The 25,204-nt window shown below is 66.4% G+C and carries 16 protein-coding genes and 2 pseudogenes; 4 read left to right on the forward strand and 14 right to left on the reverse strand.

Features of this window, described 5'->3' with window-relative positions; translation table 11 throughout:
* Window positions 1–25: 25 nt before the first annotated feature.
* Both F0344_RS36695 and F0344_RS01825 read right to left on the reverse strand, forming a co-directional pair.
* Window positions 26–586, reverse strand: a pseudogene (locus tag F0344_RS36695) (cytochrome b N-terminal domain-containing protein); the annotation flags it as partial.
* Window positions 583–849, reverse strand: coding sequence for a hypothetical protein (locus F0344_RS01825; protein ID WP_185297089.1), 267 nt, complete (start codon window positions 847–849; stop codon window positions 583–585). The gene F0344_RS01825 and the pseudogene F0344_RS36695, both read right to left, overlap by 4 nt.
* 417 nt (window positions 850–1,266) lie before the next feature.
* Here F0344_RS01825 and F0344_RS01830 point away from each other — a divergent pair, with 417 nt between their 5' ends.
* Window positions 1,267–1,416, forward strand: coding sequence for a DUF305 domain-containing protein (locus F0344_RS01830; RefSeq protein WP_185297090.1), 150 nt, complete (start codon window positions 1,267–1,269; stop codon window positions 1,414–1,416).
* A gap of 215 nt (window positions 1,417–1,631) precedes the next feature.
* Here the strand turns inward: F0344_RS01830 and F0344_RS35350 are convergent, their stop codons facing one another.
* The 8 genes and pseudogenes from F0344_RS35350 to F0344_RS36700 form a co-directional block, all read right to left on the reverse strand.
* Window positions 1,632–3,248, reverse strand: a complete 1,617-nt coding sequence (locus F0344_RS35350) for a DUF1015 domain-containing protein (protein ID WP_258049590.1) — start codon at window positions 3,246–3,248, stop codon at window positions 1,632–1,634.
* An 83-nt stretch (window positions 3,249–3,331) separates the two neighbouring features.
* Window positions 3,332–4,642, reverse strand: coding sequence for an MDR family MFS transporter (locus F0344_RS01845; RefSeq protein ID WP_185297092.1), 1,311 nt, complete (start codon window positions 4,640–4,642; stop codon window positions 3,332–3,334).
* Window positions 4,639–5,832, reverse strand: coding sequence for a PLP-dependent cysteine synthase family protein (locus tag F0344_RS01850; RefSeq protein WP_258049591.1), 1,194 nt, complete (start codon window positions 5,830–5,832; stop codon window positions 4,639–4,641). The genes F0344_RS01845 and F0344_RS01850 overlap by 4 nt, the downstream gene beginning before the upstream one ends.
* 1,902 nt (window positions 5,833–7,734) lie before the next feature.
* Complete coding sequence (locus tag F0344_RS01860; RefSeq protein ID WP_374940050.1) at window positions 7,735–8,100, reverse strand: general stress protein; 366 nt, start codon at window positions 8,098–8,100, stop codon at window positions 7,735–7,737.
* 24 nt (window positions 8,101–8,124) lie between these two features.
* Window positions 8,125–8,382 (reverse strand): integrase core domain-containing protein, encoded by a 258-nt coding sequence (locus F0344_RS01865; protein ID WP_185297093.1) that lies wholly within the window; start codon window positions 8,380–8,382, stop codon window positions 8,125–8,127.
* 221 nt (window positions 8,383–8,603) lie between these two features.
* Entirely contained in the window at window positions 8,604–8,921 is a 318-nt protein-coding gene (locus F0344_RS01870; protein WP_185297094.1) for a transposase, read from the reverse strand.
* Window positions 8,922–8,991: 70 nt separating this feature from the next.
* A complete protein-coding gene (locus F0344_RS01875) occupies window positions 8,992–9,579 on the reverse strand; it encodes an IS66 family transposase (protein ID WP_185302466.1) in 588 nt (195 codons plus the stop codon).
* Window positions 9,580–9,592: 13 nt separating this feature from the next.
* Window positions 9,593–10,453: pseudogene (locus F0344_RS36700) on the reverse strand (IS66 family transposase); the annotation flags it as partial.
* Window positions 10,454–10,889: 436 nt separating this feature from the next.
* Between F0344_RS36700 and F0344_RS01885 the strand changes: the two are divergent.
* Both F0344_RS01885 and F0344_RS01890 read left to right on the forward strand, forming a co-directional pair.
* Entirely contained in the window at window positions 10,890–19,484 is an 8,595-nt protein-coding gene (locus F0344_RS01885) for a golvesin C-terminal-like domain-containing protein (protein WP_308461005.1), read from the forward strand.
* A gap of 30 nt (window positions 19,485–19,514) precedes the next feature.
* Complete coding sequence (locus tag F0344_RS01890) at window positions 19,515–20,120, forward strand: SMI1/KNR4 family protein (RefSeq protein WP_185297096.1); 606 nt, start codon at window positions 19,515–19,517, stop codon at window positions 20,118–20,120.
* A gap of 635 nt (window positions 20,121–20,755) precedes the next feature.
* On the opposite strand, the gene F0344_RS01895 is transcribed toward F0344_RS01890, so the two are convergent.
* The 4 genes from F0344_RS01895 to F0344_RS01910 form a co-directional block, all read right to left on the reverse strand.
* Window positions 20,756–21,178: a hypothetical protein gene (locus F0344_RS01895; RefSeq protein WP_185297097.1), complete on the reverse strand. Its 423-nt coding sequence runs from the start codon at window positions 21,176–21,178 to the stop codon at window positions 20,756–20,758.
* Window positions 21,175–22,005, reverse strand: a complete 831-nt coding sequence (locus tag F0344_RS01900) for an IS5 family transposase (RefSeq protein WP_185297098.1) — start codon at window positions 22,003–22,005, stop codon at window positions 21,175–21,177. The genes F0344_RS01895 and F0344_RS01900 overlap by 4 nt, the downstream gene beginning before the upstream one ends.
* A 635-nt stretch (window positions 22,006–22,640) precedes the next feature.
* Window positions 22,641–22,994, reverse strand: coding sequence for a transposase (locus F0344_RS01905; RefSeq protein WP_374940051.1), 354 nt, complete (start codon window positions 22,992–22,994; stop codon window positions 22,641–22,643).
* 687 nt (window positions 22,995–23,681) lie between these two features.
* Window positions 23,682–24,647: a pirin family protein gene (locus F0344_RS01910; protein ID WP_185297100.1), complete on the reverse strand. Its 966-nt coding sequence runs from the start codon at window positions 24,645–24,647 to the stop codon at window positions 23,682–23,684.
* A gap of 154 nt (window positions 24,648–24,801) precedes the next feature.
* Here F0344_RS01910 and F0344_RS01915 point away from each other — a divergent pair, with 154 nt between their 5' ends.
* A complete protein-coding gene (locus F0344_RS01915) occupies window positions 24,802–25,155 on the forward strand; it encodes a tetratricopeptide repeat protein (protein ID WP_258049595.1) in 354 nt (117 codons plus the stop codon).
* The last annotated feature ends 49 nt before the right edge of the window (window positions 25,156–25,204 follow it).

Below are 25,204 nucleotides of genomic sequence, written 5' to 3' on the forward strand. Positions count from 1 at the left end.
GCGCGCTGTAGAGCCGCAGCAGGATCGGCACCCGGTCGGTCAGCTCCGAGGTGAACCAGATCCCGGCCCCGCCGAGCAGCTCAGCCACGTCCAGATTATGGATCAGCGCCTCATATCCCTCCTGGTCCCACTTCAGGACGGTGCCGGTGAACACGGCGAGGAAGGCGAGCAGGAACATCGCGGCGCCCACGACCCAGTTGCCCGCCCGCGGCTTCTTGTACGAGGCATGGAAGAAGACCCGCAGCAGGTGCAGCAGGGCGAAAACGAACATCGCCTGCGCCGCCCAGTAGTGCAAGGCGCGGGCGAAGCCGCCCAGCCAGACGCCGGTCACCAGGTCGCGCACCGACTGGTTGGCGTCCTCCGGCATGGGGTTGTAGAACTGCGTGATATAGATCCCGGTGACCAGGAGAATCACGAACGCAACCGCGGTGATGCCACCCAGGCTCCACCCCAGGTTGTTCGCGTGCTCCGGCACCGGATAGGCCAGCGCCTTGATGCCCATGCGCTCGTCGATGGCGTCGACCGCGCAGTGGAGCCGGCTGCGGTGAGCCGGTCCGGCACTCGGTGATGTCTGGTCGGGGGTCATGGTCTCTTGCCCTTCTGCTGGGCGGCTCGGCGCTCGAGCTCACGGATCCTGTGCCGAGGACGCAGCCACACCGCCAGCCACAGCCCCGCCGCGACCGCGAACAGGCCCAAAGCGAACAGAACCGCGTCCCCGGCGTAGGCGATGCCACGCGGGGGCCGGAACTCCTCCGGCACCGTGCTCGTGCCTGTCTTGGTGCCCGTCGCGAACCGGCCACTCTGCGGGGCGGAGGGCAGCTTTCCGCCGAGCGCGTCCAGCAGCAGCACGCGCGCCCGCGGAGGGCGGTCTCGTCCGGCCCCGGCCCCTCGACGACTTCGAGGGCCTGACGGACGAGACCAAGGTCGACGCCTTCCTTGTCCGGGGCCTCCAGGGCGTCTTCGATACGTTCGGCCACCCGCTCCTCGTCGGCGTCGTTGGCGATCAGGGCGATGGCCTGCTCGACGAGCAAGGGCGCTTCTCGGCTCTCTTCCTCATCCGCCCGGGCCTGCCAGGGAACAATGGGATATGGACCAGGACGAGTGCCATGACGGCCAGCGCCACGGCACTCCCCCGGTCGAGGCGGCTGTACGCAGTCGACCGCGGGCTTCTTCTCCGGGCGGGCAAGTCCTCACCCATGAGTGCTTCCCTTCCGCGGCTGCCTGACCAGCACCGCTGTCTCCCTAGAGACTGGCGGTTACCAGGTGATGATCGAGCACCACAACGGTGCGATCAAGATGGCCAAGGATGAGCAGAAGAGCGGCCTCAATGCCGCCTCCAAGCAGCTCGCCGACGACGTCGTGAAGAACCAGGCCGCCGAGGTCCAGCAGATGCAGGGCATTCTCGACCGGCTCTGATCCCCCTCCACCGCGCCCATGCCGTTCCGGGCCTTCCACGGGAAGGCCCGGAACGGCCCGCACTCCTCCCTTACCGCATGGCGTAGCGCGCCCTGCGGGCATGCCGTGCCGACCCGCACAGGACAAGAAGAATGAAGAAAATGCGGAAGTGGCCCATCGCCGCCACAGCGGCCCTCACTCTGGACCTTATGTCAGTGCCCGTCCAGTCGCGGTGGTCAATGAGCGTGGCCGCCGTCGTGGCCGGATTCGTCGGCCGCACCGCCGCCCGTGGGAGAGTTTTCGGGCTGAGATGTAGTGGCAGTGGGGCTCGGTTCGTGCGGTTGTTCCTCTTCCGCTTCCTCCGCGCTTCCGTGGCTGTGTCCGCCGCCCTCCGGCGGCTCGCCCATGCTGTCGGCCACGTAGCGCAGTCCGGCAAAGCTGACCAGGGCGGTCAGCAGGACTGCCAGACCCATCGGGCTGAAGATGCGTCGCCAGGAGGTCTCCGCGTCCTTCACCACGTAGGCGACGAAGGAGACGGTGATCCCCAGGGGTACGAGTACGGCGCCGCGGGCCGGGAAGTCCTCGAAGTGCTGGAGGCCGCCGCTGAGCATGCCGATGCCGAACGAGAGCAGCAGTGAGGCGCCGATGACCAGCAGCATCCTCGGCAGGCCGGGCTTGTTACGTGCGAGGAAGATCTCGTTGAGCACGGTGGCGGCGAGGAAGACGAGGACACCGTAGGCAGCGATCCGCGTGTAGCGGGCCGGGTCCAGCGGGTGGTGTACCACCGCTCCGCTGATGAGTCCGGCGCCGACGAAGTAGCCGACGTAACCGATATAGCGCGCCGGTAGCGAATTCTTCTTCGCGCGCTGGGCGCGGGCTCGTCGCATGGCTGCCCGGCCGGGTCTGGGGGCGCTCGGGACGGGCTGCCCGGCGGGGGCAGCAGGGCGGTCTGCGAGTCGGGACAGGGACAACGGGGACTGCTCCTTACGGGGATGGGGTGTTGAGGGTGGCCCGGTCACGGTGCGTCGATGGCGCGCAGGGCCAGCCCAGCGGCTGGTTTGGGGCCGAACGAGGTCGATTTGCGAGGCAGCGGCACCCCGGCCCCGGCCAGGTCCCACACCGCGTCCTCGGTGACCGTATGCAGCAGGGCGAGGCTGCTCTGCCACGGACTTCGGCCTTCCCCCTTCGCTCAACTGCAGGCAGGCGGCGTGGTGGTGGTGGTGACCATCGGCGATGAGGGCTCGGCACCGTGACAAGCCGGCACTGATGAGGATTTGTTCGTCCGGGGCAGTGCAGGCCCACAGCGTGTGGGTGAGTCCGCCGGTACGGGCGACGGCAACCGGTGGACGTCGGGTGACGTGCTCGACGATCTGCGCCATCGTCGATTCGGTGGACCGGTAGGTGGTCAGCAGCAAGGGTTCCAGCTGGGCGCGCAGAGCGGTCATGGATCCGGCGCGCTGCCTGACCACATGAGGGTGTACGTCCTCGTGAGGGAGCACGGGGCTGGTGGTACCTCGTGCCAGACGCAGTTCACCGATCAGTCCTCGTTGCAGGAGCCGGGCGCCGCGCTGCTGCTGGTAGACGTAGATGGCGAGTCGGGTGTCTCGGACCAGTACGCCACGCCGTCGCCAGCGGTCCAGCTGACCCGCGGCGGTCTGCGGGGTGGTGGCGTGCAGCAGCCGGGCGATGTCGTGGGGCCGGACGCGCAGGGAGCGTGCACGGGCGGGTCCGATGTCGTCGTACGGCGGGCAGATCACGTTGGACAGATCACCTGCCTGGGCAGGGTCGTAGCGCACAGCCTGAAAGGGGCGCAACTGCAGACCTGTTGGGGTCGGCAGAGCAGGGGTCGGCATCGATCGCTCCTGGAAGTCGGCACGGTCGGCTGGAGGAGCGGACGAGGGTGAACTCGTCCGCTCCTCCAGCGCGAAGCTGTCGGTCAGCCCGTTACGGGCTCGGGCTGGGCCTCGCGCACGGTCGTCGGCGCCAGGCGGCCGGTGCGATGCAGCCCGTACAGAGCGGCGGCACAGGCCAGGCCCAGTGCGGACAGCGCGATCCACGGGAGCGCGGACACGCCCGCCGCACGGGCGGCGTCCAGGGCCGCGCCGGTGAGCAGGTTTCCGAGCGTGATGCCGACACCGCAGATGGTGTTGTAGAGCCCGTAGTGCGTTGCGACGAGCCGGTCACCGGAGAGCCGGACGATGGTGTCCATTTCGAACGGGTAGGCGATCATCGTGCCCACCGCTAGGAGCAACGCGGAGAGCGTCGGCGGCCCGGCCGCCAGCAGCCACAGCCCCAATCCGCCGTCGGGCACGGGAACCACGGTGGACACGAGCAGGGGCATGAACCCTACGCCCATGGTGAGCAGCCCCCACGTAAGAGCCCGTCCCGGTTCCATCCGGGCCTTGCACCAGGCGGTCACCTTGGTCTGGAAGAGGATCGTGCTCAGCCCGGAGACGGCGAACAGACCCGCCACCGCCGCCGTGCTGAACTCTCCGTCTCCGCCGAGCCGTCGAACCTCCAGCGGCAGGGCGAGGTAGACCTGGAACTGCATGACGTAGAAGCCGATCATGGCGACCGAGAACAGCAGGAAGGGCCGGTTGGCCAAGATGCCGCGCCACTGGGACAGCACGCTTTCTCGCTGGTCGGTTCCTTTGGTGTTCTGCGCGTCGTTGGAGCGCCGGGGGGGCAGGGCGCGGATCTGCACGATGCTCAGCAGCGCGAAGATGCCGGCCGCGGTCAGGCAGGTGACGCGGAAGTCGACGCCGGTCAGCACCATGCCCACCAGCGGGCCGAGCAGGATTCCGGCCTGGTAGAAGACGTTGAACAGCGCGAACGCCTCTACCCGGCGTTCCCCGGCGTCCGCCGCCAGATAGGCCCTGACGGCCGGATTGAACAGGGCTCCCGCCAGCCCTGTGGCGGCGGAGGCGGCCAGCAGGGCGGGGACGGAGTCGACCAGCCCGAGGGTGGCGAAGCCGACAATGCGGAGCACCAACCCGGCGATGATCATCGGCTTGTAGCCGAGTCGATCGGCCAGGGTGCCGCCGACCAGAAACATGCCCTGCTGGCTGAAGTTTCGTACCCCGAGGACGAGCCCGACGACCCATCCGGCCAACCCGAGCGTTCCGGAAAGGTGCGCGGCCAGGTACGGCATCAGCATGTAGAAGCCGAGGTTGATCGTGAACTGGTTCACCATCAACAGCTGGACGCTGCGCGGGTAGGAGCGCACCTGCGCGATGGTTCCCCTCACCGGTTCGCCTCCTGCGGCGCGTCGGACTGAGCGAGCTGCTCGACAGCGTCGGTCTCCACCGGCACGTCGGATTCAGCGAGCAGATCGATCACCTCGGTCTCCTCCGGCGTGTCGGCCAGGGTGAGCGGGTCCACCACGTCGGTGCACCGTGTCCAGCGGGTGACCTCCTTCTCGTCCAGGCGACCGATCACCTCGGGTTCGACGGGCGGTGGGGAGTCGAGCAAGCCGTGGGCGGCGCAGTAGTCGTCGTCGTAGACCGTGCCCAGGTAACGCTGGGGGCCGTCGGGGAAGATCGCCGCGATCTTCGTGCCCGCGGGCAGGGTGCGGGCCAGCCATCCGGCCACCAGGGCGACCGCACCCACGCTCCACCCACCGGTGGCGTAGTGGGACGAGGCGAGCTGCCGGCAGGTCCACACGGACTCCGCCGGGGCGACCCAGTGGACCTCGCTGAAGTTGTCGTAGGCGACGTTGCGGGGGTAGATGCTCGAACCCAGGCCGCGCATCAGCCGGGTACGGGCGGGCTGCCCGAAAATGGTCGAGCCGATGGTGTCGACGCCGACGAGCTTCATCTCCGGGTAGAGGTGCTGCAGAACGCGGGATACACCGGCGGAGTGCCCGCCTGTGCCCACGCTGCACACCAGGACGTCGATGGGGCCCAGTTCGGATGCCAGCTCCAGCGCGAGCGGAGTGTAGGCGGTGGTGTTGTCGGGGTTGTTGTACTGGTCCGGGCACCATGAGCCGGGATGCTGCGCCATCAGCTGGGTCACCCGGTCGCGCCGCGCCTGTTGCCAGCCGCCGGTGGGGTGAGGTTCGGAGACGACATTGACCTGGGCTCCGTACGCGGTCAGCAGCTGGGTCATGGACCGCTCGAGGCCGGGGTCGGTGACCAGGGTGACCGGGTGCCCGTAGACCATGCCGGCGAGTGCCAGGCCCAGGCCCAGGGTGCCGCTGGTGGACTCGATGATCCGGGCTCCAGGATTCAAGTCACCCCGGGCGCGGGCGCGTTCGGTCATGTGCAGGCCGGGGCGGTCCTTGATCCCGCCGGGGTTGAAGCCCTCCAGTTTCGCCCAGAACCCGCGATCAGCCGGGGAAAGGGGCTCGGAAATCCGGAGGACGGGGGTGTTGCCGACGAGCCCGGAAAGGGCGGAGCGGGTGGGGGGTGTGATGTCAGTGGTGGTGTGCGGGTGCATCTTCCGCTCTCATTCGGTGGTGGCGTGACGGGTGCTCATCTCGCGTGCAGTCCCGCCAGGACGAGGCATGCGCCTCGGGCCTGGTGGCAGCACGCGGCAGCCGCGGTCGAGGGGCCGCGAAAGCCCCGGTCTAGATCCGCCACCGACAGACGACGGAGAGTCTGGCCCGGCCCGAACGCCGTATCCGGGATCTGCCACCGTCGGGCCGTGCGGCCTGTTGCTGAACGGCCACGGCGGCAGTCACTCCAGCCGTCACTCCGACGAAGGCAGCCAAGGCCACCGCGCCCGTGACCAGCTGCCTGGCTTGCGGCAGCACATGGCGGACCACGTACGGCGCGCAAGCAGAGCCGGGATGTGGATGCGGCCCGTGCTGCATCTCCCGCTCGACGGCTTCAGCTGCAACCGGGAAGTGGCCGGACGACACCGGCATCCGGCCGTGCGTATGACTGTCGCTGTCATGCGTGGCAGAGCAGGCGCATGCCCACAGGAGCAGCCCGCCCAGGATGAAGGCCAGCAGCCGGAGCAGCCGCGAAGCACTGGCAGCGGGGCGGCTGATGTGAGAGTGAAGAAGGGGGTGGAACGGCATGGTTCCTCCGGGTGGCTGCCGCTTCTCACGGTCGGAGAGAGGAGCGGCAGACAAAGATCAGCAGGGTTCCGGGCAGGCACCGGTGATCCCGCTCAGCGCACGGAAGCGCGGCCGATGGGCGTCTGGGGTGCCGGGAACTGGCCGCACGTGGCCGACCCGCCCGCCAGGGGCGGGGCTGTCGATTCGTGGGAGGCGGCGGCCAGTGGAGGACGCCGGAATCTAGACCTGCTGAACTACTGAGTCTCTCGAACCCATCAATGGGGGAACGGCCGACTCGGGCCGGGATGGGCCGGGCTTCCCCACCGCAAGGGCGTGCGTGGGCGGCGCCCAATCCAGTGGGGCCAGACAAGGAGCGGCCAGATCCAAGCCTTGCTGCGGCTGACCGGACACGCATTCCTGAGCCGGATGTGAGGAGCCGTCACCATCCTCATGGTCGTCGACGGCCGCGACCTCATGCGCCTCGTACGCGACGTCATCGCTGTCTCCGGCCCCGCTCGCGTGACCCTCGTGGATCCCGGCGGACACCTGCACTGGCGCGGTTACACCGGCCGTCATATGACCCGCGGCGCTCTCCGCGCTCACGCCGTGCGTGAACGCGATGCTGAGCAACAGCGCGGCCAGCCACAGCAAACCCAGCGGCCCCGCAGAAATGCGGGACCGCAGCAAGCCGGAGGGAGACCAGGCCGTAACCATGCCGTGATGCTAACCGCCGCTCGGCGGTCCGGCGCAACTTCCCACGGAACACACTGTTAACACCCCGCACACAGGCTCCACACAATGGCGGGCGGAATGCTCCGGATCCCATTACTGAAGGGATGAGATGGCAGGTCATCCGCCCCGTCACCCTCCCGTACGGGTTCACAACAATGTCACGCCACGACCGACCGTGATCTTCCTCACGCCCCACTGCCTGCCGGTGATGCGGTGGCGGCGCCCTACGCCACCAGGGTGAGGACCGCCAATGAGGAGGCGGGAAAGCCTCGACTCCGGTGAGCTACCGCATCCGGCATCAGGCCGCCGTCACGTCATCCTCTCTCTCCCGTCGACCCGCGCGTGGCCGACCTGGTCAGGTTCGCCCGGTCCTTGGCCACCGACAACGCCGCCGCGCTGGCCTGCCGCACCCGCATCCCGTCGGCCGAGGGTGACTGACCCGCAAGGACCTCCCATGCCCACCACCCCCGCCCGGCCCTCGCCTCAGGCCGATCACTGACCCGTACAGGTTTGCGGTCACTACGGGGGCGTCGAAGCCGGCCCTTCTTGGATGCGCCTCGACCGGATCCCAAGATCATTTTCGACGTTAATCGCCTGTGCGCTTCTCAATGCACCCCGTCTTCGCGCCAGGCGAGTTTGATCAGCAGGTTCTTGGCATCCTCGGCGACTTCGGCGTCGGCGACCACGTCGTAGCGGGCGGCCACGATCTGGCTGCGGGAGGCGAAGTCGCGGTGGCCACCGCTGAGCGAGTGGCCGGCGAAGCCGAAGACCGCGCCGAACACGGCGCCATAGACCAGCCCGCTCGGCATAAGCACCAGGACGTGGTGGTTGCCTGCGGCGAACAGCGACAACAGCAGCCCGATCAGCAGACCGAACCAGGCGCCGCTGCCGGCACCGGCCAGGGTGGCCCGGCCGCGGGTGAGGCGGCCGAGGACTGTCTCGACCATGCGCAGGTCAGTACCCAGTGTCAAGCCCCGGGTTTCGTAGACGGTCGGTTAGCTGGTTTTGAGGGCGGGTTGTGGGGTTGCGGGTGTTGAGTGGAGGGCCTCGAATTCGGTCGGCGGGACATGGCCGAGCTCGCCGTGGAGGCGTCGCTGGTTGAACCAGTCGATGTACTCGGCGACGGCAATCTCGACGTCGTTGATACCGGTCCAGGGGCCCTTGTTGCGGATCAGCTCGGCCTTGAACAAACTGTTGAAAGCCTCGGCGAGAGCGTTGTCGTACGAGTCGCCTTTCGAGCCGACCGAGGCCACAGCTTCGGCCTGGTCGAGGCGTTCGGTGTAGCGGAGGGCCCGGTATTGGACGAGTTCAACCGGTTGATGCAGTTCACGGTCCCGGGCGCTGCCAGCCGACTCGGGGCGTGCGTGGGCGGCGTAGTAGGTGCTCAGCGCGATTTCGGCGTCGGTGCCCGCGAGGGCCGCGCAGATCGGCTGGACGCCGAACTCCTCTTTGTGCTGGTCGATGTAGGCGACCTTCAGCGCAGTGGACGGTCCAGCTCCGCCGCGAAGAAAGACGCCGCGGACTTCAGGATCGCGTTGGCCCGCCGAAGTTCCTTCACCTCGCGCTCCAGCTCCGCGACCCGGGCGATGTCCGTGCTGGTCGTGCCAGGCACGCCGGCCTCGTCGGTCTCCGCCCGCTTGACCCAGGTCCGCAGGGCCTCGGGGTGCACATCGAGCTGGTCGGCGATCCGCTTGACCGCACCGGTCCGCGCGGCGGGGTCCTTACGAGCCTCGACCGCCATACGCGTCGCGCGCTCACGCAGTTCGTTGGAGTACTTACGGGGAGCAGCCATGATCGGCATCCTTCCGGGTCTTCAATGTCTCCATCAAATCCGGGGCGGTTCACTGCGTAGTGTTCGCTGGTCAGCTGGGTAGGGCGATGGGTGGCATCCAGAGGTTGCCGGTGAAGGCGCGGTGGATAGCCTCGAAGCCGCTCATGCCGTGCTTGCGGGCGGAGTCGAGGTAGGAGCGCACGGCGAGCCAGGCCGCGGCACCGGTGTCGGACTGGTGGCAGCCGGAGATCTTGACCTGGGTCTTGACCGGTCGAAGTGCCCGCTCGCCGGTGTTGTTGGTGAAAGGGACCTGTTTCGGGTGGTCGGCGAAGCGCAGGACGTCGCCGGCCTGGTCGCGGAGACGTTCCAGGAGGTTGCGGGCCGGGGACTGTTTGCGGCCGGCGGCTCTGGGGTGCAGGGCCAGGCCCGCCGCGAGGCCCTGGTGGTAGTGGCGTTGGTAGAACAGCAGGGCCTCGGGGGTGATCTCGGCTGTTTCGCCGGAGCGCACCCGCCGGGCCTGTCGGTTCAGACCGGCCAGGGCCCAGCGGATCTGCTGCTGCCACTTCTGTTTCGGGTGGTCCTGCTCGGCGGCGGTCAACTCGCGGACCAGGTGTGCCCCGCACAGTTGGTGGGCGGAGTCCGGGTATCCGGCGTAGAGCGAGAGCGAGTCGTGGACCAGGGTAGCCGCGGAATCCGGGCAGCACCCGCAGGGAGTTCGCGCCCTCGCGCGAACGCGGAGCCAGCCCGAGCAGGGTCAGGTGCTCGGTGCACGCCACGTGCAGCCAGCGGCGCTTGGACCCGATGCGGGTGGTGGTCTCGTCCGCGTGCAGCACGTGCCCCAGGACCAGCAGGGCCCGGATCAGGTCGAGTGAGGGTTCGACCAGCTCGGCGGCCCGGTCCAGGACGGAGGCGGTCCAGCCGGTGGAGACCCGGGCGCCGGTCAGGTCGGCGATCAGCTGGGCGGCGCGCTCGACGGGAACGTGCTGGAAGACCAGGAGGTAGACCGCGAGCGCCCGCAGGTTCGGCCCGTAGGAGGTCGGCGACCCTGCCAGCAGGTCGGGCGCGTCGGCCGCGGTCACACGACCGCAGTCGCACCGAACCTTGTGCAGCCGGTGCTCGGTGACCCGCACCGTCACCAGCGGGACATCGCTGACCTGGCGGCGGGCGAAGCCCACCGACAGCGCATCACCCAATGCCTCGCCGCAGTCCGAGCACGCACCCGGCCGGTGGTCCTCGACCCAGTCCGGGTTCTCGACCATCGCCAGTCCGGCACCCGGAGCACCCTTGCGCTTGCCCCGCTTGCCCGCCGGCTTCGGCTTCGCCACCGTCTCGTCCTTGGGCAGGCCGAACACGTCCTGCGAGGGCGGAAAGTTGGAGTTCTTCGAGTTGCGGTCCAGCCGCCGCTCCAGCTCTGCCACCCGCGCGGTCAGCCACTCGTTCCGCTCTTCGAGCCCCGCACAGCGTTCAGCCAGCACCACGTTCTGCTCGCGCAGCACAGCGATCAGCGTGAGGAGATCCTCACGCGACGCAGCGGGCTCGGCAACGGCAGGCATGATCCCGCAGCGTGCCAGAGACCACCGCGACCTGCCACATCGTCAACTCGCAACCATCAGGTCAACCTCGTGAATGCTTACCTTTTTTTGGTCGACTGGTCCCTGCATTGTGGGCATATCCGCGCTTTCTGCCGGAGAGATTTCACATGGGTTATACAGCATCGGAATCCGCGTGCGCCAGGGCAGAAATAAAGCGGGGCGAATTGGGGCACCCGAGTCGCCTGGGAGAACCGAATGCCTGAATTGTGAACTCCCTTGACTGGGGTTCGAAAAAACTGTTAGACAGCGTCCGACTTTGATCGATACGTGAGCGGCGAGGCTGCCTTTCCCATGCGATGGGGGGGTGGTCCGGTTGCCATGCCCGGAGTTGGGGCGGTCGGGGTCGGTATTCAGTGCGACCGGCAGGGGAGCCCTCGTCGGCGTGCCGATGAAGGGAATGGCGTTGAAAGTGAGATTCGGGCGGGCTGCGGCCTGCCTCGTGGTTTCGGCGGTCGCTTCCACTCTCCTGCCGCAGGTCGCTTATGCGGCTGAGGTTTCGGGTGATGACGGCGAGGGAATCGTTGATGCCTTCACGGCCTGGTTCTCCGACGACGAGGACGAGGACGACGAGAATAAGCCAAAGAAACCGTATACCGGCGGAAACCCCACTTTGCCGAGTCGGGAGAAACTGCCGGCCGGAAAGGCAGCGCCGAAGGCGAAGCGTATCGCTGAGCTGACGGGTCGGCGTACGGCGAACGAGCGGTTCTGGCAGTTGTCGGACGGCCGGGTGCAGGCCGAGGTGTCGGTGACGCCGACCGGGTACCGGGCGGGCAAGTCGTTCAAGGACATCGACCCGACGGTCAGGCCGACCGATGCCAAGGGTTTCGCGCTGGCGAACACGACGAACGCGGCGCGTAGTTGGTTCGGCACGGACGCGGAACGGTTGCTGCGGTTCGAGGCCGACGGCCATACGGTGACGCTGGGCCTGGAGGATGCGGGCAAGCTTGCGCCGGTGGCCGAGGGCAACACCGTGACGTACAAGAACGCCGTGGCGGGCGCGGATCTGTCGTATGTGGTGGGTCCGGGGCAGGTGAAGGAGAACATCGTCCTTGCCGAGCGCCCGGCCGGTCCGGTGTCCTTCACGTTCACCGTGGATGCGGGTGGTCTGACCCCGAAGGCCGCCAAGGACGGCTCGGTCAGCTTCTATGGTGATGCGCCGAACCCGGTGCTGGTGATTCCTGCGGCGTTCATGACGGACGCGAACAAGAATGCCGCCGGCGCGTACGGGACGGGCTACAGTTCCGCTGTCGAGCAGAGGCTGACCAAGGCGGGTAAGGGCTGGAAGCTGACGGTCACGCCGGATGCGAAGTGGCTGGCCGCGAAGGAGCGGCAGTACCCGGTCACAGTGGACCCGACGATCACGATCGCGCCGACGCCGACGACCGCCCAGGACGTGATGATCTCGTCGGACGGTCCGGCGTCGAACTACAACGACAACTGGCGTCTGTCGGTCGGTAACACCACCACGGGTTCCTCACGAGCCCTGCTGCGATTCCCTCTGGGCACGGTTCCGGCTGGTACGAAGCTGGATTCGGCTGATCTGAAGCTGTACTACGACCAGACGCACACCGCGGGTGACACCGAGGTGCAGCTGGAGGCGCACCGGGCCACGCAGCCGTGGACCGAGGCCGGTGCGACGTGGAACAGCGCCAACACCTTCACCGGTGAGCTGTCGGGTACTTCCGTCGTTGTCGATGACGGTGACACCGGGCGGACGGCCGCGGTGGGTGCCTGGCCCGCGTCGGGTAACACGGCGTACACGCAGTACGCGGTGAACACGGACTACCTGTACAACAAGGACAGTGTCGCGGGGGACTCCTACAGCTGGCAGCCGAGTCTGCCGGAGGACGGTGACTACCAGGTCGAGGCGCATTACGTCCCGGCTGTCGACCGTGCCACCAACGCCCCCTACACCGTCACGTACAGCGGTGGGACCAAGGCGTACTCGGTCAATCAGCAGGCCGGCAGCGGTGGGGTGTGGAAGACGCTGGGGACCCACCCGTTCAAGGCGGGCACCCTGGGCAAGGTCGTCCTGGGTGACGGCCCGGCCTCCACCACCACCACCGTCCTCGCCGATGCGGTCCGCTTCACGAAGGGCGGTGTGGCCACGAAGAAGCCGGGTGAGCTCAACACCTGGCACACCTTCCCCGTGACCAAGACCGTTCAGTCATGGATCGACGGGACGAACACCAACAACGGTTTCGTCATCAAGGCCGGTGACGAGAGCGCGAACGGCCCGAAGGGCGGACCGCGTTATGAGGGAAGCGAGTTCGGGTACGCGGGCGAGTCCGCGAACTATCCGAAGCTGGTGCTGACCTACGGCCGTCAGGGTGTCGACCTCGCCGCCCCGACCACGATCCACGACACCGGCGCGGTCCTGAACTGGTCCACGTACACCGACCCGTCGGCTGTCAGCACGGACGATGACCTGGTCGAGTACCAGGTCCACCGCTCGATCAACCAGACGTTCACCCCGTCGGCCGCGACGATGGTGTCCCCGATCGCACCGGGCACCACCTCGTTCACCGACACCACCGCGGTGCCGACGAAGGCGGATGACGCGGACCCGTTCGGCCGCGCGTACTACTACATGGTCGCGGTGAAGACGAAGGACCGCCAGGTCCTGGGCGCCCAGACCCAACTGGTACGCCTCCCCAAGGCAGGCCGCACCACGAAGGTCCTGGAGGCGTCCGCCGACACCACCCTCTCCTCCGCCGAACCGGCCCTCCCCCACGACACCCTCACCGAAGGTGTCCCCCAGAACTGGATATCGGCAGGCAACAACTCCGTCACCTACGGCAACACCCGCGCCCTGCTGAAATTCCCCCAGCTGGGCATTCCCGCAACGGCCAGGGTGCTGGACGCGACGGTACGGCTGTGGGGCACCCAGACCAGCCAGGACACCACCGGAGCGGTCTACGAACTGCGTCCCCTGACCCGGGACTTCGACGAGACGGCGACCTGGGCCAAGGCGAACGCGACCACCACCTGGACCGCCCCGGGCGGTGACGTCGGCGCGGTCGTGTCCGACAACGGATCGAAGACCAACGACCCGGCCCGCCACGACTGGAACGTCACCTCACTCGCCCAGTCCTGGGTGAGTACCCCGACGTCCCAGAAGGGCGTCGCCATCAAGATGGCCAACGAGGCCGTCAAGCAGGAACGCACCCTGTTCCTGTCCTCCGAAGGCAACGAGCCCAAGCTCCGCCCGAAGATCGTGGTCACGTATATCGACTCGACCACGGCCTCGACGTACTTCGCGCCGCAGACCCCGGCCCGGATGACGCCGAACACCACGTACACGGTCGACTTCAACCTCACCAACACCACCACGACCACGTGGAAGGCCACCGACCAAGTCCTCACCTACAAGTGGGCCCTGCCCGACGGCACCGACGTCACCACCGGCGGCAACCAGATCCAGACCGCCCTGCCCCGTGACGTGGCACCCGGTGATTCGGTCAGCCTCCAGGCCCAGGTCAAGACCCCGATCAACTCCGACTCGGGCAACAAGCGCACCGACTACGCGCTGACCTGGGACGTCTACAACAAGACCAACAGCACCTGGGTCTCCGGCACCTCCGGCATCCCGGGCCTCAAGCAGAACGTCGCCGTGGAGGACCCCACCTCCAACCAGCTCGGCCTGGAGAAGTTCTCCTCCTACACGGGCAAGAACACCGGCGCCGGATCCACGGTCATGAACAACACGGCCTCCGGCAACAGTGTCTGGTCCTACAACGCGTTCTCCAACCCAGGCCGAGGGCTCACCACGTTCGCTCGCTTCTCCTACAACTCCCTCGACACCTCCGACACCGTCCTCGGTGCGGGCTGGTCGGGCCAGGCCGCGGGGCCCATCCGGCTCGGCGCGCCTCTTGAGCTGCATCCCAAGCCCCACCCAACCGAGATCAGGCTCCCCGACGGTGACGGCACCACCCACGTCTTCGCCAAGCAGGCGGACGGGAGCTGGAAGGCTCCGGCAGGCGTCCACTACAGGCTGGAGGCCAAGCCAGGGCTGGACTGCACCCCACTGAAGGACCCGATCCCCGACGCCTGGACGATGACCCGTCCCGACGGCACCCGTTTCCTCTTCGGCTGCGACGGCTACATGACGTCCATCGTCGACAAGAACGGCAACACCCAGACGTACACGTACGAGGAACGCAAGTCCAACAACAAGCCCACCAAGTTCCTCAAGTACATCACCGACCCGGCGGGCCGCCAGAGCCTCACCGTCGAGTACTACACCAAGGGCGAGGCCGGCCCGAAGGTCGACGACCACATCAAGTCGATGACCGACATCTCCGGCCGCAAGGTCACCTTCGAATACTCCGACAAGGGCCTGCTCACCAAACTCACCGACGGCGCGGGCTCGACCCAGCCGAAGGTGTTCGGATTCGAGTACGACGCCACCCAGGGCAACAAGAACGTCAAGCTGGTCAAGGTCACCGACCCGCGCGGCAAGAACACGGGCTTGGCGTACCACGCGCCGCAGGCAGGTGACGATCCGAAGTACCACTGGTGGACCAAGGCGATCACCGACCGTCTGCAGAACACGACGACATTCGCCTACTCCCCCAACCCCACCAACGCCAAGTTTACGAACGCAAGGGTCACCGACGCCGAGAACCACGCGACGGACTACGTGACGGACGACTTCGGTCGACCTGTGCTGACGACCAACTCCAAGGCGCAGACTGTCAAATTGAGTTGGGACGCGGACAACAACGTCACGTACCTGGAGGAGAACAACGGCGCCAAGACGGCGTTCTGCTACGACCAGAAGACGGGCTATCCGCTCTGGCAACGTGACGCCGAGGCCAACAAGGCCGGCATACCGGCGCCGAGCGACTGCGCGCCCGGTGTCTACCCGGCCAACGCGCAGAAGTACGAGTACCAGCCCGGCCTCGACGGCTTCTCCGCGAACCTGTACCGGAAGACGTCTCCGGAAGGCCGCACCTGGCAGTTCGGCTATGACACCTTCGGCAACCTGACCACGGTCACCGACCCCAAGGGTCTCGCGACTGCCGCGGTGCTAGACGACTACACCACCAAGCATGAGTACGACACCTACGGTCAGCCCACCCGGACGACGGACGCCAACGGCAACGCGTCGACCAACAGCCTCTTCGGGCCCACGGGATACCCGGAGAAGACCACTGACGCGTTGAACAACGCGACCGCGTTCGTCTACGACGAACGCGGCCAGGTCACCCAGGCCACCGACCCGCTGGGCAAGAAGACCACGCAGACCTACGACGTCTACGGGCGCCCGATGGCCAGCACAGCGCCCAAGGACCAGGCCGCAGGCGTCCTCATCACCACTCCGGCCCCCGTCTTCGACGCCAACGACAACGTCACCACCGTCACGGCTCCGCACGGCGCGGTCTCCACAGCGGTGTACAACGCGGCTGACCAGGTCATCGCCGGGACCGCTCCGAGGGACTCGGCGACCGCTCCCGAGCGGACAACCACCTACACCTACGACAGGACCGGTCACCTTCGGACGACCACCGAGCCCAAGGGCACCACCACCGCGGCAGATCCGAACGACTACATCACGACCCACAACTACGACGAGATCTACCAGCTCACCTCGGTGGTCAACGCGGTGGGTGACAAGGTCTCGTACGAGTACGACAACGTCGGCAACCCGGTCACGGTCATCGACCCGAAGAAGAACGCGACCGCCGACACCACCGACTACACGAGCAAGACCGCCTACGACCTGAACCGCCGGGTCACCACGGTCACCGACGCGCTGGGCAAGAGCACGTCCAGTACGTACGACAAGGACTCGCTCGTCGTCGCCACGAAGGACGTCGACAACAACGAGACGCTGGTCACCTACGACGAGCGCGGCGCGAAGACCCAGGTCCAGACCCCGCACACGGGCACGAGCCCCAATGTCACCTACCGGACGACGAAGTACGAGTACGACCAGGTCGGCAACGCCACCAAGGTGATCACCCCACGCGGTGTCGAGACGGCCGCCGCGGACGACTTCACCGCCCGCACCGAGTACGACAAACTCAACCGGCCAGTCAAGCAGTTCCAGCCGTACGACCCGGCGGACCCTCGGTACAACAGCCCGAACGTCTACACCCAGACCTTCTACGACAAGGTCGGCAGGGTCTCCACGACCTCGACGCCGCCGTCCGAGGGCCAGACGGTCCGTAACAATGCCACGTACACCTACTTCGACAACGGGTGGACGAAGTCCACGACCGATCCGTGGGACATCGTCACCACCTACGACTACAACGACATCGGTGCGCAGACCTCCCGGACCATCACCTCGGCCGGCGGCTCGTCGTCGCGCACAATGGGGTGGAGCTACTACCCCAACGGCAAGCTGAAGTCAAAGACCGACGACGGCGTGCCGGTGGGCAGCGCGGTCGTTCTCGTCGACAACTCTGACAACCAGAACACCAGCTCCGTAGGCACCTGGACCAAGCAGAGCACCAGCGGTCAGCAGGGTTACGACCACCAGGTGCATGCCGCGGCCACGGGAACGGACGCGTTCACCTGGAAGCTGAACATCCCGAAGACGGGAAGCTACACCGCCTACGTCAAGTTCCCGCAGGCGGCAGGGGCCGCGACGACGGCCAAGTACACCGTCACGCACTCCGCAGGCACCACGGACAAGACCGTCAACCAGAACACCGCAGCCGGCACGTGGGTGCCGCTGGGCTCGTTCACCTTCTCTCAGGGCAACGCGGTCAAGCTGGTGCGTGACACCTCCGGCGAAGCTGACACGGAGAAGCACACCTTCGGTTACGGCTACGACCTCAACGGCAACCTCACATCGATCGACGACACCTCCTCCGGTGCCAGGATCGACGCCTACACCGTGGCCTACACGGGCCTGAACCAGGTCCAGAAGATCACCGAGGCGCTCGCGGGCCAGGAGAAGAAGACCACCTCCTACGCATACGACGCCAACAGCCAGCCCGAGACGGTCGTGCACCCCGACCAGTTTTCCAAGTACACCTACGACCTCCGGGATCTGGTGAAGACGGTGTCGGTCGGCAAGACCGCGACCGATACCTCGCCCAAGGTCACCTCGTACAACTACAGCGACCGCGGACAGCCCTTGCGGGAGACGAAGGCCAACTCCAACACGGTCGACTACACCTACTACCTGGACGGTGCGCTCAAGGCCCAGGACGAGAAGAAGCCCAACGGCACACTCGTCTCGTCCCATGTCTTCGCCTATGACGCCAATGGCAGCAAGGCGCAGGACGTCACCCGGAAGATGAACGCCGACAACCACTCGTCGTACCTCGACTCCACCACCACCTACGCCTACGACCCCGCCGACCGGCTCTCCAAGTCGGTCAAGACGGGCAACGGGGCGGGTACCGACACCTACGTCCACGACGACAACGCGAACGTCATCAGTCAGACGGTCAAGGGCACGTCCTCGACGTTCGCCTACGACCGCAACCGACTGCTGACGTCGACGACGTCGGGGGCCACGTCCACCTTCAACTACGACCCGTTCGGCCGCCAGGAGTCCGTCACCGCCGGTGGCCAGATCGCCTCGCGGAACGTCTACGACGGATTCGACCACGTCGTCGAGTCCCAGCAGCGCGACGGCTCGGGTGGGATGAAATCCACCACCTACGCCTTCGACCCCATCGACCGCACGACGTCCAAGACCGTGGACGGAAAAACCACCAACTACAACTATCTCGGCCTGTCGGGCGAGGTCCTCACCGAGGAGATCTCCGGACAGCTCACCAAGTCCTACCAGTACAGCCCCTGGGGCGAACGGCTGTCCCAGGTCAAGCACAACACGGACGGCACCGCCGAGGACGCCTACTACGGCTACAACAGCCGCACCGACGTCGAAACGCTGACCGACAACAGCGGTAACACCAAGGCTACATACGGCTACACGGCGTACGGCAGCGACGACTCGTCCGAGTTCACCGGTATCGACAAGCCGGACGCCGCGAACCCGACGAAGGACCAGTACAACTCGTACCGCTACAACGCCAAGCGGTGGGACGCCCAGTCCGGCACTTACGACATGGGCTTCCGCGACTACAGCCCGGGGCTCAACCGCTTCACCACCCGGGACATGTACAACGGCGCTCTCGCCGACATGGGGCTCGGCAGCGATCCCTTCACCGGCAATCGTTACGCCTTCACGGGTGGCAACCCCACCAGCAACGTGGAACTCGACGGGCATCTCGCCTTCCTCGCCATCCTGGCACCGGTGATCGTGGTGGCCGCGGTCGTGGTCGTGGCAGCGGTGATAGCCGCGGCGGTCTACACGGTCATCGCCGATACGGTGAAGAAGATCGAGGACAAGGTGGAGGACGCCGCCGAGTCGAGCCCGGCACCCAAACCCGCACCCAAACCCGCACCCAAACCGCGAGGTACCGGTGACGGTGACGACGACGATTCCAGCTGCGGATGGGTTCAGCACGGCGCCCAGGACGCGGCCAACGGGAACCGCGCTACCAGCGTGAGCGCCTGCCTCGACAAGGACTACCTGTCCACACACAAGGGCTCGGCGACGGCCGTCGAGACCGTGGCTCCTCCGGGCTACAGGTGGGCGCAGCGTGTGGCGGGACACCTCGGGGCATCTCCACGCACGAACATCAACGCGTGCCACCTGCTCGGTAACCAACTGAGTGGCTCGGGTACAGATCTGAACAACCTGGCCACCTGTGCCCGAGGCGCCAACGACTGGCAGACCGGATCTAGCCAGAAAAGCAACAATATGAAGAACTACGAGAATCAGGTCGCGAAGGCCGTTAATGCCGGCGGCCAGGAAGTCATGTACTCGGTGAAGGCGAACTACATTGGCAACCGGACGGTCCCCAGTAGTTTCACCCTCACGGCATACGGAACGAACCCAGACGGCACCCCTGGCATCCGTCTCGACGAGATCATCCCGAACACCCTGCAGGGAAACAACCTCGGGATGTACAACCATCACACGACCGGCGAACCTGTTCCCACTGGGTCCACGCCGTGATACCAACACGCGAAGAAAGTGGTGACTGACGTGGCAGCACTAGAGGCACTTCGGCAGCTGATGCCGCCCACGGCCGAAAGCGACACGTCGGTCGACTGGACACGGATGAGCGAGTCATGGAGAAAAGAGTTCCCATCGGATTTTCGGCACTTCATCGCAGTATACGGAGCGGGAGCGATCGAGAACTTCTTGGAAGTCCTCAAGCCCGAGCCGAGAGGGGCTGAACCTGGCCCTGATGCGATGCTCATGGAGACAGCCAACGCCGAGAGCGCCTGGGCCAGAGAACCGAAGTCGGTTGAACTGCTCGACACAACGCCTGCGTTGATTGCATGGGGGGTTGACTCCAGTTCGGACCTCCTGTGCTGGGATGCCTCAGATGACAATCCGGAGCTGTGGCCGGTCCTGGTTCGCAGCAGGGGCGACGATCTGTGGAGTCGCTACGACTGCGGGATGGTGGAGTTCCTCGTACGCGTGATGCGAGCAGACTTCGCCCACTGCCCCTTGAGTGACGTGTCTCTTTGGGGCGTAGACCAAGCGGCCTTCCTGAACCAACGTGAGGAACAACGGCTATTGAAGGCCGGCCTGGATCCATGGACCGGCGAACCAGACCCATTTGCCGGCATGTTCGGGGACTGACCGACAGGGGCGATTCACGCTTGCCCCGTTCCACATGAGTCGCCACGGCGGCTGAACAGTGATTCCGACAGACGGGGCCCCTGACCTCTGTGTCCATGTTCTCGACATGCGGTGCACTGAGGACAGGGGCCCCTTTTGTCCGTCAGGGGACGCACGGATTCTCCAAGCTCAACCGGCACGCCCCTGTGTTGTGCACGCCCTAGCCAAAACAATACTAACCAGACGATTTCGGACTGCAATAGTCAAGGTGAGACCGGAGGTGAACCGCTCCTCCAGGGTGGGGTCGGCTTCGATCGCCTGGGTTTGAGGCTGTTCACGGAAGGCGGCAACGGCTGCTTCCCTGGAGTATTCGGGTTCCAGGGTTCTGACCCGACATGCGAAATAACCGGTGTCTACGCCGCACCCGTCCGGGAAGCCCAAGCCCTCGACCTCGCCGACGATGTTCCGGCCCTGTGATGGCTTCGAACGGACTGACCGCTGCGGGCAGCGGCCTTCCACCCCATCCTGCCGCTGCTCGTCCTCGGCACGGGCTCCTACGACGGCGGCTACTTCTTAGAGTGCGGAACGTGAGCTCTTGTCCGTTTCGTAGTTGAGGTTGGGGAAGGATCGCTGGTCGCGGGGCGGGGGGCTGGTCCTCAGGCGCCGGGGCGGGCGAACAGGCCGGATTCGGGTTCGATGAGGATGCCGCGGCTGACCAGGCGTTTCAGTTTGGAGCGGATGCCTTCGGTGTTCTTCGGGAGGATCGGCAGGTCGAGGGCCTGGCAGAGGTCGCGGGCGCGCATCGGTCGGGCCGCGTCGGCCAGGGCGGTAAGGATCTGCTGGTAGGCGGGGTGGTCCGGGATGTCAGGACGCTCCGGATCGGCGGTGGGTGAGGGCAGTGAGAGAGCGAGGAGGGTCTTGCGGGTGATGCGCAGGTTCTCGCTTTCCGCGTCGATCTCGCCGAGCTGGCGGGTGAGTTCTTCGATGCGGGCCCGGAACTGCTCGGCTTGGCCGACCAGTTCGCGCTCGCGAACCTTGATGTGTTCCAGGATGTCTTTGACCTGTGGGTTATCGCTCATGCGGTCCTCCAGGAGGCGATGGTTCGGCCGGTGAGGCGGCGGCTCATGACGGAGGTCATCGCCCACAGGACGCGGGAGCGGGAGGAGGCGGGGCGGTGTTCGTAGTCGCGTACGAGACGGCGGTAGAACATCAGGATCCCGTTCGTCTGTTCCACGATCCACCGCTTGGCCTGCGGAACGAAGCCCTTGTCGTCCGGGTTGCGCTCGACGATCTCGACGTCGATGCCCACGTTCTCGCCGTGCTCGACGACCTTCTTCTTGAATCCCTGGTCGACCAGGGCTTTACGCACCGTGTCGGTCTGTGCGGCCACGCCGCCCAGCAGCGCGATACCGGCGGTGTTGTCGTGCGCGCTGGCCGGCAGGACGGCGACCGCGACGACCAGGCCCAACACGTCCACGGCCAGGCATCTCTTCCTGCCCGGCACCTTTTTCGCGGCGTCCCGGCCCGTCGTCGTGGCCGGGACGCCGACGGCCACGTGGATGCTCTGCGTGTCCAGGACCACCAGGCTCGGGTCGGCTAATCGCTTCCGCTTCTCCCGCAGCTGCCAGCGCAGCAGGTCGTGAAGGTCCTGGTCAGTGCCCTCGTCGCGCCAGAGGTAGAAGTAGTACTTCACCGCTCCGGGCGGGGGCATGTCGTGGGGCAGGAACTCCCACTGACATCCCGTGCGGTTCTGGTAGAGGATCGCGTTCACGATCTCCCGCATCGCGTACTTCCCCTGATGCCCGCTGACCGACGGATGCCAGGCCTTCCACGCCGTGATCACGGGTTCGACGAGCTCCCACTGCTCATCGGTGAGATCGCTCGGGTACGGCTTGCGCATGCTCATGCCACAACCCAAGCGAACCCCGAACGCCTGACCGGCAGCGATGCCCCAACGTCACACCATCGAGCGATGACAAGCCGGACGGAAGGTCACGTACCGCACTCTTAGAGGGCGAGATGGTCCTCCTCGACCTCGCGTCGGGGATCACCGACCCTCTTCGCGGACGACTGCCGACGGGAGGTCCGTTCCCTGGAGTGGATGGACGCCCACACCCTCCGACTGAGCTGCCCCGAGTTTCGTAGCGGCCGGTTTGCGTCGTTTCAGACACCCCATGTCGTTTGAGGTCAAGCGGCATGAGGTTGGGCGTGGTGCGACCAGGCGGTCGCTTCGCTGTAGTGGGTATGGGCTTCGCCCCGCGGAGAGACCTGCCGTGACACGCAGAACCCCCATCGGCACCTACCGACGGGGGTACGCATCTCTCACATCGCTCTCACCAACACCGCGGACGCTCCTGGATCACAGCGGCGTGACCTGCACCTACGTGCATTACCTAGACCATCGTGAACAGCACAAGACACGATCTACAACCTGTGCCATGTGGGACCGGAAACCGCCAGCGTCTGCCGCAAAGCTCCGTCAGCCGCCTACGGGGCGGTACGGCGCGCTGAAGTTCCCCCCGCGAACTGGACAGCGGGTGTTTACGCTGCCGGGGCGAGGTTCTGCCTGAGCAAGGATCTCGTTTCGAGTGGGGTGACGTACCCGTACTCGGGATGCCGACGGAGCCGGCTGCGGTTGTACTCGACCTCGACGTAGCGGAATACGTCGGCCCGGGCAGCCTCGCGGGTCTCCCACATGCTCGTCCCGATCTCCGCTTTCAGGATGGCGAACCAGCTTTCCGCGGCGACATTATCGTAACAAGAGCCGACGCGTCCCATCGACTGCCGCATGCGCAACTTGCCTATTTCGGTGCGGAATTCGTCACTCGTGTATTCGCTGCCGCGATCCGTATGCATGATGCAACCGTGCTCCAGGCCCCCACGCCCGGCCGCCATCCGCAGGGCGGCGACCGGCAGCTCGGCGCGATGGTGGTCGGGTAGACAACTTCATGACGTGATCCACCGGTACAACGAGGTCGGCCTGGACGAATCCATGCAGACCGAACACGAAGGTCCGAAACACTCGCGGTGCAGAGTCAACGAACTGGTGGCACGTCAGCCCATCCTCCTGGTCAGTCCAGTAGGAATCTGCGCCACGGCAGACCACGAATCCACCTCACTCTGACATCACCAACGACGCGTTGGGCGGCATGGGTAGCGACTTAGCTACCGCCCCGTCACGGCCTATGTCCCCGGCTTTCAAACGGGGCAGCATTGTGGGATCACCACAACACCCTGTTCCGCCTAGGTGAGATCCCGGCCCCTGGTGGGCCATGCGCAAGCACCCCGCGTTCGCTCAACTGCCACGAGTCAGGAAAAGCCCCAGCCCCAGGTGCCCAGTCCGCTCATCACAGACAGCAGACCAGCTAGACCATGCCGCGACAGCGCCTGACACTCCGTCAGCAAAGTCAGCATTGGGTCAGCATCAGGTCTACTAAAGCTGCTCGCACACGACCACGCTTTGGAATCCCGGGCACGTGCGGCGGAAGCTTCCGGAGAAGCGCTGGACCGATTCCGCTTCTGAGCATGGGACCGAGCTGCAGCGACCAGGAGCGCGCCCGGACGCGGCCACATCAGTGCAGCTCAGCGCACCCTTCCCCGCGGTTTCAGCGCCACAGGCGGCAGTTCGGGCGCGGGGAGCCGGCCTCCGTCGTAGCCATGCACTTCCCCGAACCGAGCACTGGCCATCCAGTCCGTACGCGCCTGTGCAATATCCTCATGGGACCGCCCGATGAAGTTCCACCACATCACGATCTCCTCTTCGAACGGCTCACCGCCCAGCAGCATGAGGCCCGCGTCGGAGAGTGCCCGCAGGGGGAGTTCGGTGCGGCCGCAGCCGAGGTAGAGCATCGAGCCGGGGAGTACGGGTACGCCGTCGACCTCCGCCTCTCCCGACATCGACAGAACCGCGTACTCGAAGTCGGGGTCGAGTGGTACGCGGACCTCGGCGCCGCCCGTCAGGGCGAGGTCGGCGCCGACGATCGGGGTGTAGGTGGTGCCGGGCGAGCGGGCGCCGTCGAGTTCTCCCAGGATCACGGTGGCGACAAGGCCGGGCGTGATGACCGTGGGGAGGTCGGAGTGGTGCTGGAAGTACGGCTCGACGTTCCGATGGGCATCGGGCAGGGCCACCCAGAGCTGGGCACCGTGGAGGTGTCGGGCGTGCGGCTTCGGACTCTCCTCGGAGTGACTGATCGCCCTGCCCGAGGTCATCAGACCCAGCTCACGGGGGTGGATCGTACGGAGGCTGCCCACGCTGTCGCGGTGCAGGACTTCACCCTCGTGCAGCCAGCTGACCGTCTGCAGACCCGTGTGCGGATGCGGCGGCACCTGCATCCCGGGTTCGTCGGCGATATCGTCGGGGCCGTAATGATCCACGAAGGCCCAGGCACCGACCATCCTCCGGCCCAGATTCGGCAGCAGTCTGCGGACCTCGGTGGATTCGCCCAACTGGACATGACGCGGGGCGAGTAGTTCGCGCACCGGCTCGGCGACGACGAAGCCCCGTCCTCCGCAGACCGAGGGTGTGGCCTGGCGATCGAGATTGCTCATGGCGCTCAACCTATTCCCGTCGGGCCCGGGAGCGCCGGTCCCCACGCCGAAAGTTTAGTGGAATATTCAATCATTATGCTGGGTTGAAGCAGCTGAATGGATCACCGCGGCGACGGCGGACCGGATCCGTCGACGGCCCGGCCGAGGAGGACCAGTGAACGAGACGTACTACGAGTTCGGCGCAGCAGCCGATCGCTGGGACCGGGCGCAGATGTTCTTCGATGCGAAGGAGTACCTCACCGCCGCCCGCATCCTGGGCGGACTGGTCGATGAGGTGCCGGAGCAGGTCGCTCCGCGGCTGCTGCTGGCCCGTGCGTACTACCACTCGGCACGACTCGGAAAGGCTGAGACGGAGCTGCGCGCCGTACTGGAGCGTGACCCCGTGGAGGACTACGCGCAGCTGATGCTGGGCCGCACCCTGGAGCGCCAGGGACGCCACGCGGAAGCCCGGCCCCACCTCCGGATGGCCGCGGCCCTGACCGGTGACTTCGGGCCGGACGCGCCATAGCGGAGGCATCCCCGAGGCAGGATGGTGCTTCTCGGGGGCGCCGGTCAGG

Origin of the sequence: Streptomyces finlayi (genome assembly GCF_014216315.1) — a bacterium.
GTDB lineage: Bacteria > Actinomycetota > Actinomycetes > Streptomycetales > Streptomycetaceae > Streptomyces > Streptomyces finlayi_A.